Consider the following 15,355-nt stretch of genomic DNA (forward strand, 5'->3'; position numbering starts at 1 on the left):
GTGACCAAACTACTTCATACTGAGAGGAAGAAAAGGATGATTGATATGGCTCAATATTATAATATCAAATATTTAAAAGAGGTTGAAGGTTTATCGGAAAGAAGCATCGCAAAAAAGCTTGGTATTTCAAGGAATACCGTAAGTAAATATCTTAATCAATCAGAACTCCCCACGGCGATTAATAGACAAAGAATCTATGGATCCAAACAATATTCAGATGAAACGAAACGAGTATTGCCAATCATCGATCAGTGGCTAGAAGATGATTTGAAGCATTGGGCGAAACAAAAACATACGGCAGCTAGAATCTATAAGAGACTCGTTGATGAGTATGCATTTAAAGGCTCGGCATCTAATATTCGAAAAGTGGTTGCTAAGCGTAGAAAGAAACTTCAAAAAGTATTTATTCCTTTGGAATTTCAACTGGGACATCAATTTCAATTTGACTGGGGTGAAGCTGATATTATTCTTCAAGGCCGAATCCTACGGGTTTATCTCTTCTGTATTCAGTTATCCGCTAGTCGCATGCGATTTGTTAGGGCCTATCTTCACGAGAAACAAGAAGCCTTTCTCGATGGTTTTGTTCATGCCTTTGAATTCTTTGGAGGAATACCAACAGAAGGACTCTATGACAATCTGAAAACGGCAGTACAAAAAACTTTAAAAGGAAGAGATCGCATAGAGCAAGAGACATTTCTCGCTCTACAAGCCCATTATTTATTTAAATCAGAGTTTTGTAATGTTCGTTCTGGAAATGAAAAAGGACGAATCGAAGGGACGGTTGGTTATATTCGAAGAAATGCCTTCGTTCCACTTCCGGCAGTTCAATCAATGGAAGAGTTAAATGATTCCTTGAAAGAATGGTGTTTAAAGGAATCAGAAAGGACCATGGTTCCAAATTCCAAAGAGACTGTGGCTCAAATGTGGGAGAAAGAAAAAGGTTATCTACAGGCCCTTCCTGATCAGGTTTTTGAAGCGTGTAAGTTGGTATCATGTCAGGTGAATAAAACGTCTTTAGTTACAATTGAGACCAATCAATACTCTGTTCCATGTCAATTTGTCGGAAAAGCTGTTTGGGCAAAAATTTTTGTCGATCAGGTGATCATAGTGGCTCAAAATCAAGTGATCGCAGAACATTCTCGATCTTATGAACGAAATCAAATGTTTACGAATCTTGATCATTATCTTGACGCTCTACTTAATAAGCCGCGGGCAATAAGAGATGCACACGCCTTTCACTCTTCTGAGATCCCAGACGTATTCAAACGGTATCATCGTAAGATGAGAGAACAAGAAGGAGCGATTGGAGATCAAAAGTTCATCCGTCTTCTCCTCTTACATCGTGAGATTGGCTTGCCCAAGTTAACTCAAGCTTTAATCGAAGCTGAGAAGACTCACGTATTTCGCTATGAGGTGGTTCACGATATGATTCAACAACTTACAAATGAGGGCGTGATCATTCATGACCTTTCAAGAGAAAAAACGCCTACGAGTTTACTAGACTATAAAGTTCAAAAGTCGAACGTAGAACAATACGGTTTACTGACAGGAGGGAAGAAATGATGGCCACAACAACGTTACTCCTGGAGCATATGACGAAACAATTAAGAACGCCTACGATCGCTCAAAACTACGAATCTCTCGCAAGAGAGGCTGAAGAGCGGAACCTTAGTTATGAAGAGTACTTGTTAGCTTTATTAGATTTGGAAGTGAAAACACGAGAAGAAAATTTAAAACAACGACGACTTAAACAAGCTACTTTTCCCGTTCATAAAACGTTAGATACCTATGACTTTAGTTTAATGCCCAGCTTAAACCGAAACCGATTTTTAACGTTAGGCCAAGGTGATTTCGTAGAAAAAAAAGAGAATATCATTTTCCTTGGTAACAGTGGGACAGGGAAATCTCATTTAGCAACAGGAATAGGTATTGAAATGATTCAAAATGGATACAAAGTCAAGTTTATAACAGCATCAGAATTGGTAGAAGAACTATTGATGGCAAAGGAAGAACATAAACTAAATGCTCTCGAAAAGAAGTGGCTCAAATTAGATGTGATCATTATAGATGAACTCGGATATGTGCCCTTTTCAAAGGTAGGATCAGAGCTATTATTTCAATTTTTCTCCAGTCGATATGAACGTGCGAGTGTCATCATTACAACCAACTTAGAATTCAGTGAATGGACGAGTTTATTTGGCGATGACAAGATGACAGCAGCTCTTTTAGATCGACTCACTCATCGATCACATATACATTTATTAAATGGCGAATCATATCGTTTTAGGCAAAGTATGAAACAGAATGAAGGAGGCTAAAGAACATGCGAAAGTTGGGAGAGGGTTGCCCCTCCCAACTTCCAATCCTACCCATTAATGGGTGGACAAAGATGACAAGTGGCTCACTTTTAAAGTGATCGCTGTGGCTCAATATTATGTTGACAAAAACAAAAGACTTTAAGAAGGAAATTCAAGTATTAGAAAAGGCTGTTTATGTCTTTGAAAACAATGTAAATATTGAACGTCTAGATCAAAACCGAAAACTAATAAAGTTCAAAGAACGATTAGAAAAAGCTAAGGATCTAAATCAAAAATAAATACATTAGTGTTTAGATAATGTGGAGTGGTCTTATACGGATAGACTAAAACACAAGGGTTTTCATCGGAAACTCCTTTGTTTTATTTTACTATTAAAAATATGGTAATAATAGATTTGGTTGCGAGGTGAGAAAATGTCCATGTATAAAGAGGGAGGTAAGTTAACCTCCTGCAAGTTAGATAAAGAAGGCTTGAAATATCTAGTAAGTATTATTATTAACGAATTTCCAGAGGAATATAGAATGGATATATCTTGTTATTTTAACAATATACGCATTGATGAAACAAACATTGATACGTTTTTGCAACACAAAGAATTACCAGATAGACTAAACAACTTAAAGATTCGTATTAGCGGGTTTAACAACACTCCACAACAAGATTTAAGTGAATCGAGAGGTGAGTGGAAAAGACGAAACATGGACGTTAGGGTTTTTTTATCGAGTTAAAAACTATATTAAATCAAAGAAGCCTTGGTATTCATTTGCAATTAGAGTAGTTCAAAACTTAATCAGTTTGGTTTTCCCTTTGATTTTGTTTCTCTTCTATACTATGTATTTTGGTAACATTACACTATTAAATATTGTAAGTTTCTTTTTAATTTTAATTGGAATTTTCATAACTACTCACCTCAACTATAAAGGAAAATTGTTATCATATACAGATATACAGTTAACAGATAAACCACATAATTGGACGTTAGTTAGGATAGGTATACTAACTGGAATGGTTACTGGAGTTTTAGGAGTAATTGTTGGCGTTATTAGCTTAATAAAATAATTTTCTATTCATGTAGACTTATTTAGAGGTGGTGTAATTATGGCTACTAATAAAAACACTTGGGAAGGTAACGAAGCAATACAATTAGCCTCTCAAGTAATATTAGAGTTAGATAATATTAATGAGTTAAATATAGAAAATTGGATTTTTTATAATGATATTGATGTTATGGATTTTTGTGCTAAACCAAAAAAGTTTACTTTACTAAACGAGTACATAACAGAAATTTATATTTTTGGATACGAGTATCTATTGGATAAGCATTTTCCAATGAGTGTCATTAATTCGTTAACCAATATTTTAGAGTTTTACAGAATAGATTTTTCATCAGTAGGAGAATGTGAATTCTTAGGTTCTGATGACAATGATTTAACTGGTGAAGAATTTGAACAAGTCGAGGATTATGCTAAAGATTTGTTTGATTTTTTTATTCCTAAATTATCTTCAGTAATTGTTCATGAAACCTTTACGATATTATATATGAATAAAACATTCTTGTTTGAATTCAATTCACAATTAGCTGAAGTTATTCGTGAATTTAAAGTTACTAATTACCCTACCCAGTTGAAGAAAGACGGAGTTATTAATCGTACGTATTTTCCAGAATGGCTTAAAAAAGGTATAAAATTTAGGGATAGGGGTCGTTGTCAAATATGCGGAACTGACTTAACACGGATTTTCCAAAATGATAATGCTGAAAATTACGACCATATCATACCATTAGAACTACACGGTTCAAACGACCCAACTAATATACAACTAACTTGTGAAGGTTGTAATAAAAGTAAAGGTGCACGAAATACAGAGTTTATTAATTCTTTTTCTGCATTTTGGAATTTGTAGAACAAATAAAATAGCGTAATAATACTTACTTTTTAGACAAAAGAATAACTCCCCTATTGCTTGGAGTTATTTTGACACCTTGCTTATATAAGTCATTGAGTGCTTGAGCAAATACTTTCATATCTGGTTCATTACCTTTTATTCTAATTCCCTTTGGTTTGTCCATATAGTTCAACTCCCTTATACAACGTCCTTGAGTTTCACGTCCAGTGTCATTTCGTCTCCAGTTTTCGTGTAAATTATAGCGTCAACGAACTCCTGTAAAATATCATTTGCGTCCTTCTCTGGGGTGGGATAAAAAGAAAACAAAAAACGTAGCTTTTAGGAAGGAACTTTATGAGTATGCTTTTGAGCGTTGAATTTTTCTTTGACTGTTTGAAAAGACTTTACCAGTAGATTATATTCTTCTGAAGTTATTACTTTCATGTGAGCAATATCATTGCGAATTGGTTTTAAGCTTAGAAGGAATGAAAGTTCTTTGTAGTCAAAGTAATACATAAAAAGTGGGTGTTTTTCGTAAAGACTGAGGACTTCTGGGAAGTACATTTCATCAAGAGGTTTTTTAAAGGTAGCGTGTTCTTCCCATTTCCAACCGCGTTTCCTAAAAAGAGCTGAATGAACATTGTACTTTAATAACGTTTCTACTTCATAGAGCATTCGATATGCCGAGGTCATGTAATCTATATCATTATCATGCATGAGCGTGGCTCCTTTCGTGGTTAGTGTGAGTAAAGCGAGGGTATTTCTTAAAAAATATTATAATCTAAAACAATCAGAAAGTGTATACATTTTTACAAAAAAATACAAAATATTTCTTAATTATTATTATGCATGGTGATAGTAAACGAGGTTAGTTGCTTTGATAATTTACTGTTAATATGATCAAGGAATCTTCTATGAACTTTATTCGGTAATTGGCTAATTATGTTAAAATTAAATAATAGTAACCGCAAAAGAAAAATAAGTAATATTAGGGGGTAATTTAGTGATTAGTAATAGAACAAAGTATACTTTTTATGACTTACTGTCTACTTATAGCACAATTTCAAAAATAAAGATTTTATTTGAATCTGAAGATATATTTCAAAATGAGCTTTATCAACCATATTTAACTGGTGATAGAAGGTCTCTTGCTGACTGCTATGTATCTTCATTGGATTTGACAAAATCTAAAGAGTCACGAAAACTATTCAACGTAATTGAATTATTTAAAATTGAATCTGAAGAAAATCCAATTTCTAAAACTGATATTAAGTGGAAACAACTCATTAAATTACTTGAGCGTGACGGTTACTCCTTTGTTAAGGGTAGAGTCGAAAACATAGGAGATACAAATGGGCAAGTTGAGTCGAGCTTTCCTAAATTTGATTATAGCGAAACTATTGATATTGAAAAAACTGAAATTGATAAAACTAAAGTGTTTATTGTTCACGGTCATGATGATTTGGCGAAAACAGAGTTAGCAAGGTTTATAGAAAAGCTAGGACTGTCACCTATCATTCTTCACGAGCAAGCAAGCGGAGGGAAAACAATTATTGAAAAAATTGAGAAATATTCAAATGTAGGGTTTGGAATCGTATTATATACACCTTGCGATATCGGAGCTAAAAAAGGTAATGAACTACAATCACGAGCAAGACAAAACGTTGTGTTTGAACATGGCTTTTTAATAGGGAAAATAGGGAGAGAAAAAGTAGCTGCTTTAAAAAAAGACATAGTAGAAGTACCCAATGATATAGCTGGAGTAGTTTATATTGATATGATTGCTGGTTGGAAACTTGAGATAGCTAAAGAGTTAAGAGGATCTGGTTATGATATAGATTATAATTTGATTGTTTAACATCAAGTACATTGTAAATAACTTTGTTTTGAACACCATTCATAGTGTGTATTACCAGTATCTAAAAGATTTATGATCGCAATGTATCTAAATAAAAAACATAAAAAGAGAAGGTAATCAATTTTAATTTCCTAACCTGTTCTTCGTAAATCAATTTTCGTATTAATAGAACAAAACTTTTGCAAGTGAATGACTTGTCCTTTATACTTATAAATGTGGACACAACACAGTGTTCACACAAATAAAATACTGTGTTGAGTTCACAGAGAACTTTTGCTTTGATATGACTGGATTCCTCGACTTGAGAGTTTGCTATTGCCTTGACAGGCAAGGGGTCACTGGTTCGAATCCAGTACGGGTCACCATATATTACATATTATCGGTACAGCCGTTTATAAACTAATATTAAGAATATAAATTTACTTATATCCTTTTCCTTAGTTAATAACTATTTCACAGAAAACGTGAGGTAGTTTTTTTGTTGTTAAATTACGCTATTTTTTCACATAGACAAAACCACGAGAACTGTATTTCGTCCATAAACAAACTCCTTCTCCTCTTTACTCAATAACAAAACTATTAGAGAGCTGTTTTAGATCGAGCAGCACAATACCTCTAACATCACTGACATTTAATTCGTCAATGAACGTGTTCCCTGTTTGGATTTTGCGAGTCTGTCGTGCAAAGCTTTTTTCGACATTATTGACATCATCAAAGCCCATTCATAGTAAACCAAAAAACCTAGCATTAAATGCTAGGCTTCTCTTATTATTTAAATCGTTTTAGTTATGACACCATCATTAAAAGTAATATCAATATGTTTCGCTTCAACTTCTAGTTCTTTAGAGAAAAATCCTTCAACCACCCATTTTATCCAGAACTCCATAAATGAATCGACAATTTCACCATTCGGTAGTTTAGCATGTTCCCCCATCGTACCTTCTTCTAATTCAAGAATATAATTCAATTCTAAATTATGATAATCGTATAATACAAGGATTTGGTTATTCGATTTCTGAAAGTATATACCTGATATTTTTATAGGCGTACATTCAATATATGTCTTTGCAATAGAACGAAATGCACTCTCAAATCTGTCATAAAGATTCTCAGTATCTTTCAATACTTTTAAACTGACGCTTCTTTTTTCTGCACTCAAAATTTTTTTCTCCTTCTATTATCCTTTTATTATATACTCTATACTTAATATTAACAGTCCTATAAAATTTTCACAACCTACTGAATATAGGTTTCACTGTTGACACAACCATTATAGGACTTTATCATCCGCTTTTGCATACTTTGTATACAGGACTAAAGGATTATAATATACTAATTCAAAGTCTATATATAATATTCTAGCGAAGGATTGATGTTTTGATGGCAGAAAGAAACAATGATATTCAGAAAAATAAACTTAAAAACAAAAAACGAAAACCGATAATAATTTTTCTCGGGGGACTCTCTGTTTTACTATTAGTAATAACAATCATCGTCATCGTATTACCTAATGAGACGATTTTATCAGCCTATGATGAACTGACGAGTGAAGATGAACTGAATAGGGTTTATCACCTTGAAGAAAATGGGTATATGTTGGATAACGGTGAATACGTAAGGATTTCCATTTCTTTTCTATTAGAAGACAGTTCTAATATTGATAAACTATCACGAGGACAGGCTTTTCTAAGACATTCTATTACAAAATCAATTTCTGGTGCTGATCGTACTGACTTTCAAGGAAACAAAGGCCTCGAATGGTTTGAAAATGAAATTATGAACGATTTAAATCAATCGTTCTCTGATATTGATATTGAACGTGTTTATATAACAGGCATGGTAATTTCATGATTTTACAGTCAAATGCACATGATAACTTAATTTTCATGTTTCATTTGACTGTCTTTGATCTAGCTCTCATCATTCAATTTACCTAGATAATACTTCATAAGGTCAGGATATCCCTTCAAATCAAGTTTGCCTTTTTCACTAATAACATAAACGCCCCTTTTAATCCTCTCAAACCATCCATAATAGTTTTTCGTTAAGATTGATGACGTTTTTATTCCCGTTCCCATTTCAATTAACTTTTTGGGAGACAGCTCACCAGCTTGTTCAAGGTAACAAGCAATTTGAATGCAATTCTCTCTATAAGCTGTAAAAATTTGCGTCCTGTTTGATCCACCAATATTAAAATCAGCACTTCTTCCGTTTATTTCTTTTAACACTTCTTGCCTCTTCCGCTTGTTCTGAGTCATTTTTTTCCGAGACGAAATTGGTGTGGGTGGAAAGACAATTTCTACTTGTTTTCGTTTTCCTGAAACAGAAACAAGTATCAGACCTAATTCCAGTCTTTTAACTAACTGACATATATCGGTCCAACGCTTTGACCTCGGTTTGTACTTTGGCTTTGGTATAGCAATATAGACAAGTTCCGATAATTTCTTCCTCTTTGTAGCTTGGATGAGAAGGTCTACAGTTAAGTTAAGTTTTAATTCAATTATAATTAACTCTTCATCTTTCACTACTGCTATATCACAGTCTTTCACTTCTCCATAGACCTCAAAACCTTCATGCAAAAAATGTTTCTGAATTGGTTTGTATAAATCGGCCTCTTTCAGTTTTATTATTTCCTTCATGATGTAACCACTCTCCACTTTTGTAAAAACAATATCGTATTTAATTTTACCATGAAATACATCTTGCTTGAATTGATAGACTTACTATTCTCATCTCAAGCAAATGTAACATCAACAATCAATACGGGTCTTTAACACCAGCAAAAAATTAAATTTTCTTTAATACTGTGTGATATATCTCACCTCGTCATGTAGTTAACTCATATAAAATGAACCTATCACCAATTGGATGAAGGGCAATACAATACACGCCAACTTTCTATAAGGTGTAATAGAAAATTTAGGAGGGATTATTTCATGAAGAAAAAAATTTTTTCATCGTTGATTTTTGCTTCCATCCTTGTCTTATCAGCTTGTGGTGGAGATAATGAATCTGAGGAAGCATCGAGTAATAGCGGTGCTGGAGAAACTGTAGAAATTACAGCTACGAATTGGGATATTGAAACAGACGTAACTACTGTAGAAGCAGGTGAGGTGACTTTCACTTTAGTAAATGATGAAGGACATCATGGCATTTCCATTGAGGGAACTGACTTAACTATTGATGGTGAAGGATCTGATACAGTTACTCTCGAACCAGGCGAATATACAATTATTTGTACTATCCCATGTGGAGAAGGACACGAAGAGATGACTGCAGTAATTACTGTAACATAAGCTTAAATCGTCACCATAATGGAAGAGCTAGTCTCGACGAAATAATTGAGACCAGCTCTTTATTTTCGTTCTATCCATCTAACATCAATGACTTTTTCCTTGTATTAAAGTTAATATTATTTCTAAGCAAAATCAGACAAAAATAATATATCACAGAATACAATAAGTAACATATTTCTCAACAGTCCTCTAATATAATATAAAAGAAATATTATCTTACAAGAAAATTTATTGGAGGTCTTTATCGGTGCAAAAGAAAATTTTCGAAAATCTCTCTAACAATCAAAGCGTTAAACCAATTGAAGAACAGATTAGCGAATGGTTAGAAAGTAAGGATAACCTAACATCAATTGATATACAATTTAACGATTTTAATGCCGAGGTTACTTACGAAGAAGAGGTATAAAAATAGAATGACTATCAAACCGAAGTGCTAGTATTTGATATTAACACTTTAAACATGCAACTCAACCTCACTTGTAATTTCGATCTCTTTTAATGCTTGGGAAGCTAATTGATCTGCTTCCCGATTCTTTTTTCTCGAAATAAGTTCGTATTCAGCGCTGATTCCTAACTCATTCAGTTTACTATCAATCCGATCAGCCCACTGATTCAATACTTTCTCCATACACGCCCATTCTCCACGTAGTTGATTAATAACAACTTGGGAATCTCCAACAAAATTAACTGGTAAATGATGAGCGTCTAAATTTTCGACTTCCTTTAAACCTAGGTAAAGTGCTGCATACTCTGCTTCATTATTTGTGTGAAGTTCTCTTACTAATGCATTTTTTCTAATACGAAATGTTTTTCCGTTCTTCTCATAATATATTGCACAGCCTAATCCTGACATTTTTGTTGTCAGATCAAAACCACCATCAAAATACACAGTAATATTATGAGGTTCCGTATCAATTTCCTCGATATATTTTTTTAATTCCTTCAAATTTAATGTACTATCGTAATTATCTATAAATATTAAATTTTTCAATCGACCCGTTTTTTCTAAATCTTCCGCAGTGAATATTGCTTTTTCTGCATTCATCTCATCCGAAGTGAATGTTGCTTCTATTCCTTTTTTCGTTTTGTATGTTAATTCTAATCGAACCTTCACAATGGATCATCCTTTACTGTGCTATTTATGAATTCGCTGGTATAATTTCATCTATTATTTGCGTAGCTTATTTCTCAGTTTCCCCATCATCCCGGCTTAAATACGACACACGATGATGAAATTTAAATTGATGTAGCTTAAAAAATTAACTTGAAATTTTTAGCCTTTATCACCAAAAAAAGTCCTTTACTGTGTTCTTTAACATGAAGAACCGTACCCCCCCTTCTATATCGCATAGAGACTATCTCGATTCAAATGACACCCATCACAGACTCGTTTCCACATAGGGGTTACCCAAATTACGTTATCCGCGTTTATATAATTCAACCAATCTAAGTTTTGTAAATTCTCCGTAGTATAACATAAGGTGAAGATTGGTAAATTTCCTTTCCAACACTGATGTGTTTACTTGTGCTAATCCGTCGAATAGTTTAGTATTAGTATGAAAAACAACGTTGTTAACCTAACTATCTCCAATCATATGTTTCACAATCAAATTTAATTTTTTAGGAGGTCCTTCTATGGGAGTTACGATAAAAGACGTAGCAAGATCTGCCGGTGTTAGTTACTCAACAGTTTCAAAAGCACTTCGTGATAGTTCGCTAGTAAAACCAGGTACCAAACAAAAAATACGTGATATTGCCGCAGAATTAGGCTACCAACCAAATGCCGCTGCACGAAGTCTTGTATCCAAGAAATCTCAGACAATTGGAGTAGTGTGGCCTACAGTAGAAAGAACTGCTCAAGCCGCTCTTATAACTCGTATTAATCAGGAACTAGAAAAACGTGACTATACTACGTTATTATCTATCAATAAAATAGAGCAGGCTGTTAATACGTTTCAACGATTTGATGTAGACGCTATTCTAATCTTTAATGATCAAAAAAAATTGGAGAAAATGCACCCATCTTCGATTCCAGTTCTTACATATGGTGTTTCCGAAGGCTCTGATTATCCGACGATCGACGCTAATCGTCAACATGCGATTCGAATGGCTGTCGAAAAATTAGTCGAAAAAGGACACAAAAATATTTCTTTTGTTGGAGTTTGTTCTGGCAATGATCCATTACAGGAAGATAAACTTTTTGGTTTCAAACAAGCAATGAAGGAACAATTTGCATCAATCAACGATTCTTATTTTCTAGATACGAATGGTCTTGATATGTATGATGGGTACTTAGCGGTAAAATCAATGCTTGAGACAGGTAATCTTCCAAGTGCTATGGTGATTGGTAGCTATGATTTAACACGAGGGGCGATTCGTGCGATTAATGAAGATACTAGTCAACAAAGTCAAGAAATCGAGTTAATTAGTTATGATAATATTCCACAGATGCATAGCTTTGATAATCCTATCACGAATGTCGGAGTCCCACTAGATAAGATTGTTCAAACGATTGTTGATCAATTAATCGACATGATTGAAGAAAATGATCAACCTGGTTCAACTATCCTTGAACCTGAATTATTTTCTCATCAATAGTCTATCTTATACTTTAACCCTTTAGCGAAGTCAAACAATCTTAAAGTACAAAAGAAGAACAGAAAATACTGTTCTTCTTTTTCAATCTGCTAATATGTCTATTTACCTTCCACCTCTTCCCCAATTAACTCCTTAATTAAGTTGAAAGAAGCAACTGGATCCTCTACATAAACAGGAATGATTGCAAATACTTCTTCACCCCCTTGTAAACTAACGTTGTCTTTAAATATCTTTGTTTGGCTTACTGGGAATGCATAGACCTTCCATTCATTTGTGTCAGGATGCCTCTTCCTTTCCTGATCAGGAATGTTTGCTAATGTCTCTAAAGACAGATGATCATCAAAAGCATGAAGCCCTTCCGGATCCATCGCCCTTTCTGTCATTTCCCGATTCAAAAAAAGAATATCACCGTTATGACTGGCTATTTCAATAATCAAGCGCTCTTCCATTGGCACGAAAAAGGTTGTTGAAATTTGTTCAACTGAGTTTTCTATTAAGTTCTCATCTACTAATTCCCGCATTTGTTGCTCTGGTTGGTCATGAATAAAAGAGTCTACAAAAAAAAGAAAATCAAAACTATCATCTTTGTTACTACAACCAATTAGTAGAGATAAGCTCATGAACCCTAGAAGAACTGTTAGTATATGTCGCACTATTTCTCACCACTTTTCGTTGACTCTTACTCGTTATAACTTATATTTTACCATGTAGATAGTGATGCATCTGCACACTAGCTAATACAAAAGCTCCTGCTCCATGTAAATCATTATTTACCGTTTCTCTTTCCATATAGTAATCGTATACACCAATGGAAGTACCAATACAAACTCCAGATAAGATGAATCGGTCGTTTTCTATCGTCATTTTATGCTTTAGAATTCCTTCATAACCTTTTTTGGCGTATTGATAATAAGAAGAATCAACATACCCCTGATTGACTGCTCGAATAATTGTCAGGATAAAAAGACTGGTACACGAAGTTTCTAACCAATTATCTTTTTCGTTCGCTTTGTCGACGACTTGGTACCATAAGCCTGTTTCTTCGTCTTGATATTTTACAAGACTCTGAACCAACTCCTTTAGTACATCTATCAATTCTTGGCGTTTTTCGTGCTTCTCTGGTAATAGTTCAATCAACATCGTTAAGGCCATCCCATACCAACCAAGCGCACGCCCCCACACTTCAGGTGCGTGCCCCTTTTCTGCGACAGCCCACTCTGTTGAAGCACTTTCATCCCAGCCATGATAATAAAGACCTGTTTCTTCACTTTTCGTGTGAGTTCTCATCAATTTTTCCTGATGAAGAACGACGTCGATCAACTCCGGTTCGTTAAATGTCAGTGCATATTTCATCGTAAACGGACCAGCCATATAAAGACCGTCTAACCACATTTGATAAGGATATTTGTCCTTATGCCAAAATCCGTTTGACTTCGTCCGATTAATTGTATTCAATAAATTCCGCAGCTTATCAAGGGCTACTTTATATTTCTTGTTTCCCTCTCGTTCATAAAGAGGATAAAGCAGTAAACCTGGTTGAATCGCATCTAACTCATCTCTTCTAAAATAGAAATTCCCTTCTTCATCAATCAGATCATCAACATATTTTTTATAATACGTGTAGTACTCTTCTTTCTCTGTTTCTTTCCATACATCGTGCATGCCACATAAGAAAACTCCTTGATGATAATGCCAACGGTTTGCTGGTGGTAATGACATTGGCTCCTCATGTTGTTGCATTAAAGACTGACATGCTTTTTCAGCCCATTGTAGCGCTGTGTTCCCTTCAAATAATATTTCTTTAGACATCGCTAACCCTCCAGTAAATTTAGTATTATTCAAGTGATTCGATTGAAAATTGTGATATATTCGCTCGCCCACCTTCTCCTTGGACTTCTTTTTCATGAAAACAGCTAATCCCTATTTGCGATCCTATCCAATGACCTTCTTCAGCAACAAAAACATCTCCAATAGGTTTGAAACCATTGTGATTTCCCTCTGAGAAATAGAACTGGCATGTTGCTTCGTTCTGAATCAGTAGCTTGAAATGTAACTCACTTGTATCGTCTACTTCCGCAATCTTTTCACGGTTTTCCTTCTTAACCTTTTCTTTAGAATCGCCTCTAACATAATAAAGAGAAGTACTATATTCTTCCTTAACTACGATGAGACTATGGTACGTATAGCCCAACAATACAAATGCAAAAGTATCTCCTATTTTTTCTGGCTGAAAGTCTACCTTCAGCGATACGGTGCAAGAAGGTGCCGGAACTTTTTGTGTAAGAATTTGCGGTGTATCATAAAGAGTATGGATTCCTAACGGTTGCTCTTTGGCAAAAAGGGTTAAGTATCCTTCATTTAACTGGTACCACTCTTTTTTCTGATTTGCTCTCCACTGCCACTGCAGACCTAATTTATTTCCGGTAAACTGATCTGACATTTGTGGAGCTTCAATTTGATAATACTTTCCTGTATTCGGTTTCTCCCATTCATCAACGGGGATTCCAATTCCACTTTCATCAATCTGCTCGCCAATTTTTGGCCATTCATCATCTCCCCATTTCATTGGTTGCAAATGAGTAATCCGACCATAAGCAGCTTTATCTTGGAAGTGGATGAACCAATCTTGACCACTTTCGGTATCTACCCAGCCGCCTTGATGAGGACCATTTGTTTTGGTTAAACCTTGGTGAAGTACTTTTTTATCTTCAAAAGGACCTTTAATATTTTTTGAGCGAAGAATTGTTTGCCAACCATGTTCCACTCCTCCAGCAGGAGCAAAAATATAGTAGTATCCGTTTCGTTTGTATACTTTTGGACCTTCTATTGTCGGATGATCTTGTTCTCCGTTAAAAATAATCACACCATCAGAAAGGAGATGTTGTCCGTCACGGGACATTTCACAAAGCTGTAATAGATGTTTAAAACCGATGCGACTACGAGCAAAAGCATGGACAAGATATGCCTTGCCATCGTCGTCCCAAAATGGACAAGGGTCAATCCATCCTGAAGCTTTCTTGACAAGGTGTAAAGTTGACCAATCGCTAAATGGATCTCTCGTTTTACTCATGAAAATCCCTTCATCTGGACAACCAACAAACACCCAGAACCACCCATCATGATATCGAATACTCGGAGCCCAAAGCCCATCCCCATGTCGCACACGATCATAACTCACATCTGGAAACGTGTCTGTAACATGATTAATAATTCGCCAATTGACTAAATCCTTTGAATGAAGGATCGGTAATCCAGGGGACATATTAAAACTAGAAGCGACTAAAAAATAATCATCTTTCACTCGAACTACGTCTGGATCCGAGTAATCTGCGTAAAGAATCGGATTTTTGTACTTCCCATTACCTAAATCAGCGCTCCATGGTAATGATTTATCCATATTA

Annotated in this window: 19 protein-coding genes; 10 read left to right on the top strand and 9 right to left on the bottom strand. The window is 34.8% G+C overall.

Features of this window, described 5'->3' with window-relative positions:
• Positions 1–36 precede the first annotated feature (36 nt).
• From istA to ACM26V_RS09320, 5 genes are all read left to right on the top strand, one after another.
• Positions 37–1,563 (top strand): IS21 family transposase, encoded by a 1,527-nt coding sequence (gene istA, locus ACM26V_RS09300; protein WP_416147912.1) that lies wholly within the window; start codon positions 37–39, stop codon positions 1,561–1,563.
• On the top strand, positions 1,560–2,318 hold the full coding sequence (istB, locus tag ACM26V_RS09305; RefSeq protein ID WP_416147913.1) for an IS21-like element helper ATPase IstB: 759 nt from the start codon (positions 1,560–1,562) through the stop codon (positions 2,316–2,318). The genes istA and istB overlap by 4 nt, the downstream gene beginning before the upstream one ends.
• Before the next feature lie 116 nt (positions 2,319–2,434).
• Positions 2,435–2,596, top strand: coding sequence for a hypothetical protein (locus tag ACM26V_RS09310; protein WP_416151141.1), 162 nt, complete (start codon positions 2,435–2,437; stop codon positions 2,594–2,596).
• Positions 2,597–2,731: 135 nt separating this feature from the next.
• On the top strand, positions 2,732–3,046 hold the full coding sequence (locus ACM26V_RS09315) for a hypothetical protein (protein ID WP_416151142.1): 315 nt from the start codon (positions 2,732–2,734) through the stop codon (positions 3,044–3,046).
• 370 nt (positions 3,047–3,416) lie between these two features.
• Positions 3,417–4,220: an HNH endonuclease gene (locus tag ACM26V_RS09320; protein WP_416151143.1), complete on the top strand. Its 804-nt coding sequence runs from the start codon at positions 3,417–3,419 to the stop codon at positions 4,218–4,220.
• A gap of 25 nt (positions 4,221–4,245) precedes the next feature.
• On the opposite strand, the gene ACM26V_RS09325 is transcribed toward ACM26V_RS09320, so the two are convergent.
• Entirely contained in the window at positions 4,246–4,386 is a 141-nt protein-coding gene (locus ACM26V_RS09325; RefSeq protein ID WP_416151144.1) for a hypothetical protein, read from the bottom strand.
• A gap of 155 nt (positions 4,387–4,541) precedes the next feature.
• Positions 4,542–4,919: a hypothetical protein gene (locus tag ACM26V_RS09330; protein ID WP_416151145.1), complete on the bottom strand. Its 378-nt coding sequence runs from the start codon at positions 4,917–4,919 to the stop codon at positions 4,542–4,544.
• 286 nt (positions 4,920–5,205) lie between these two features.
• Here ACM26V_RS09330 and ACM26V_RS09335 point away from each other — a divergent pair, with 286 nt between their 5' ends.
• Positions 5,206–6,060, top strand: a complete 855-nt coding sequence (locus tag ACM26V_RS09335) for a TIR domain-containing protein (protein WP_416151146.1) — start codon at positions 5,206–5,208, stop codon at positions 6,058–6,060.
• Positions 6,061–6,620: 560 nt separating this feature from the next.
• Here ACM26V_RS09335 and ACM26V_RS09340 read toward each other — a convergent pair.
• Positions 6,621–6,782, bottom strand: a complete 162-nt coding sequence (locus ACM26V_RS09340; protein WP_416151147.1) for a hypothetical protein — start codon at positions 6,780–6,782, stop codon at positions 6,621–6,623.
• A 50-nt stretch (positions 6,783–6,832) separates the two neighbouring features.
• Positions 6,833–7,219, bottom strand: coding sequence for a hypothetical protein (locus ACM26V_RS09345; RefSeq protein ID WP_416151148.1), 387 nt, complete (start codon positions 7,217–7,219; stop codon positions 6,833–6,835).
• Between the two features lie 221 nt (positions 7,220–7,440).
• Between ACM26V_RS09345 and ACM26V_RS09350 the strand changes: the two genes are divergently transcribed.
• The gene (locus tag ACM26V_RS09350; RefSeq protein ID WP_416151149.1) at positions 7,441–7,911 is read left to right on the top strand and encodes a flagellar basal body-associated FliL family protein; all 471 of its coding nucleotides are present in this window, start codon (positions 7,441–7,443) and stop codon (positions 7,909–7,911) included.
• 59 nt (positions 7,912–7,970) lie between these two features.
• Here ACM26V_RS09350 and ACM26V_RS09355 read toward each other — a convergent pair whose 3' ends face one another.
• Complete coding sequence (locus ACM26V_RS09355) at positions 7,971–8,699, bottom strand: DUF2161 domain-containing phosphodiesterase (RefSeq protein WP_416151150.1); 729 nt, start codon at positions 8,697–8,699, stop codon at positions 7,971–7,973.
• Between the two features lie 297 nt (positions 8,700–8,996).
• Here ACM26V_RS09355 and ACM26V_RS09360 point away from each other — a divergent pair, with 297 nt between their 5' ends.
• Both ACM26V_RS09360 and ACM26V_RS09365 read left to right on the top strand, forming a co-directional pair.
• Positions 8,997–9,356, top strand: coding sequence for a cytochrome C oxidase subunit II (locus ACM26V_RS09360; protein ID WP_416151151.1), 360 nt, complete (start codon positions 8,997–8,999; stop codon positions 9,354–9,356).
• 247 nt (positions 9,357–9,603) lie between these two features.
• Positions 9,604–9,762: a hypothetical protein gene (locus ACM26V_RS09365; RefSeq protein WP_416151152.1), complete on the top strand. Its 159-nt coding sequence runs from the start codon at positions 9,604–9,606 to the stop codon at positions 9,760–9,762.
• Positions 9,763–9,810: 48 nt separating this feature from the next.
• Here ACM26V_RS09365 and ACM26V_RS09370 read toward each other — a convergent pair whose 3' ends face one another.
• Positions 9,811–10,470 carry a reverse transcriptase-like protein gene (locus ACM26V_RS09370; RefSeq protein WP_416151153.1) on the bottom strand — a complete coding sequence of 220 codons (660 nt, stop codon included), beginning with the start codon at positions 10,468–10,470 and terminating at the stop codon, positions 9,811–9,813.
• 521 nt (positions 10,471–10,991) lie between these two features.
• Here ACM26V_RS09370 and ACM26V_RS09375 point away from each other — a divergent pair.
• Positions 10,992–11,954, top strand: coding sequence for a LacI family DNA-binding transcriptional regulator (locus tag ACM26V_RS09375; RefSeq protein WP_416151154.1), 963 nt, complete (start codon positions 10,992–10,994; stop codon positions 11,952–11,954).
• 98 nt (positions 11,955–12,052) lie between these two features.
• Here the strand turns inward: ACM26V_RS09375 and ACM26V_RS09380 are convergent, their stop codons facing one another.
• The 3 genes from ACM26V_RS09380 to ACM26V_RS09390 are packed head-to-tail and all read right to left on the bottom strand — an operon-like array spanning position 12,053 to position 15,351.
• Positions 12,053–12,607, bottom strand: coding sequence for a hypothetical protein (locus ACM26V_RS09380; protein WP_416151155.1), 555 nt, complete (start codon positions 12,605–12,607; stop codon positions 12,053–12,055).
• 40 nt (positions 12,608–12,647) lie between these two features.
• Positions 12,648–13,763 (bottom strand): glycoside hydrolase family 88 protein, encoded by a 1,116-nt coding sequence (locus ACM26V_RS09385; protein WP_416151156.1) that lies wholly within the window; start codon positions 13,761–13,763, stop codon positions 12,648–12,650.
• A 25-nt stretch (positions 13,764–13,788) separates the two neighbouring features.
• Entirely contained in the window at positions 13,789–15,351 is a 1,563-nt protein-coding gene (locus tag ACM26V_RS09390; RefSeq protein ID WP_416151157.1) for a glycoside hydrolase 43 family protein, read from the bottom strand.
• Between the last annotated feature and the right edge of the window lie 4 nt (positions 15,352–15,355).

It is taken from the genome of Salipaludibacillus sp. HK11 (assembly GCF_047795645.1).
GTDB lineage: Bacteria > Bacillota > Bacilli > Bacillales > Salisediminibacteriaceae > Salipaludibacillus.

Bases quoted from the DNA above. Each gene is read 5' to 3' on its own strand.
- istA (WP_416147912.1), top strand. From the start codon at position 37: ATGATTGATATGGCTCAATATTATAATATCAAATATTTAAAAGAGGTT.
- istB (WP_416147913.1), top strand. From the start codon at position 1,560: ATGATGGCCACAACAACGTTACTCCTGGAGCATATGACGAAACAATTA.
- ACM26V_RS09310 (WP_416151141.1), top strand. From the start codon at position 2,435: ATGTTGACAAAAACAAAAGACTTTAAGAAGGAAATTCAAGTATTAGAA.
- ACM26V_RS09315 (WP_416151142.1), top strand. From the start codon at position 2,732: ATGTCCATGTATAAAGAGGGAGGTAAGTTAACCTCCTGCAAGTTAGAT.
- ACM26V_RS09320 (WP_416151143.1), top strand. From the start codon at position 3,417: ATGGCTACTAATAAAAACACTTGGGAAGGTAACGAAGCAATACAATTA.
- ACM26V_RS09325 (WP_416151144.1), bottom strand. From the start codon at position 4,386: ATGGACAAACCAAAGGGAATTAGAATAAAAGGTAATGAACCAGATATG.
- ACM26V_RS09330 (WP_416151145.1), bottom strand. From the start codon at position 4,919: ATGCATGATAATGATATAGATTACATGACCTCGGCATATCGAATGCTC.
- ACM26V_RS09340 (WP_416151147.1), bottom strand. From the start codon at position 6,782: ATGGGCTTTGATGATGTCAATAATGTCGAAAAAAGCTTTGCACGACAG.
- ACM26V_RS09350 (WP_416151149.1), top strand. From the start codon at position 7,441: ATGGCAGAAAGAAACAATGATATTCAGAAAAATAAACTTAAAAACAAA.
- ACM26V_RS09355 (WP_416151150.1), bottom strand. From the start codon at position 8,699: ATGAAGGAAATAATAAAACTGAAAGAGGCCGATTTATACAAACCAATT.
- ACM26V_RS09360 (WP_416151151.1), top strand. From the start codon at position 8,997: ATGAAGAAAAAAATTTTTTCATCGTTGATTTTTGCTTCCATCCTTGTC.
- ACM26V_RS09375 (WP_416151154.1), top strand. From the start codon at position 10,992: ATGGGAGTTACGATAAAAGACGTAGCAAGATCTGCCGGTGTTAGTTAC.
- ACM26V_RS09385 (WP_416151156.1), bottom strand. From the start codon at position 13,763: ATGTCTAAAGAAATATTATTTGAAGGGAACACAGCGCTACAATGGGCT.
- ACM26V_RS09390 (WP_416151157.1), bottom strand. From the start codon at position 15,351: ATGGATAAATCATTACCATGGAGCGCTGATTTAGGTAATGGGAAGTAC.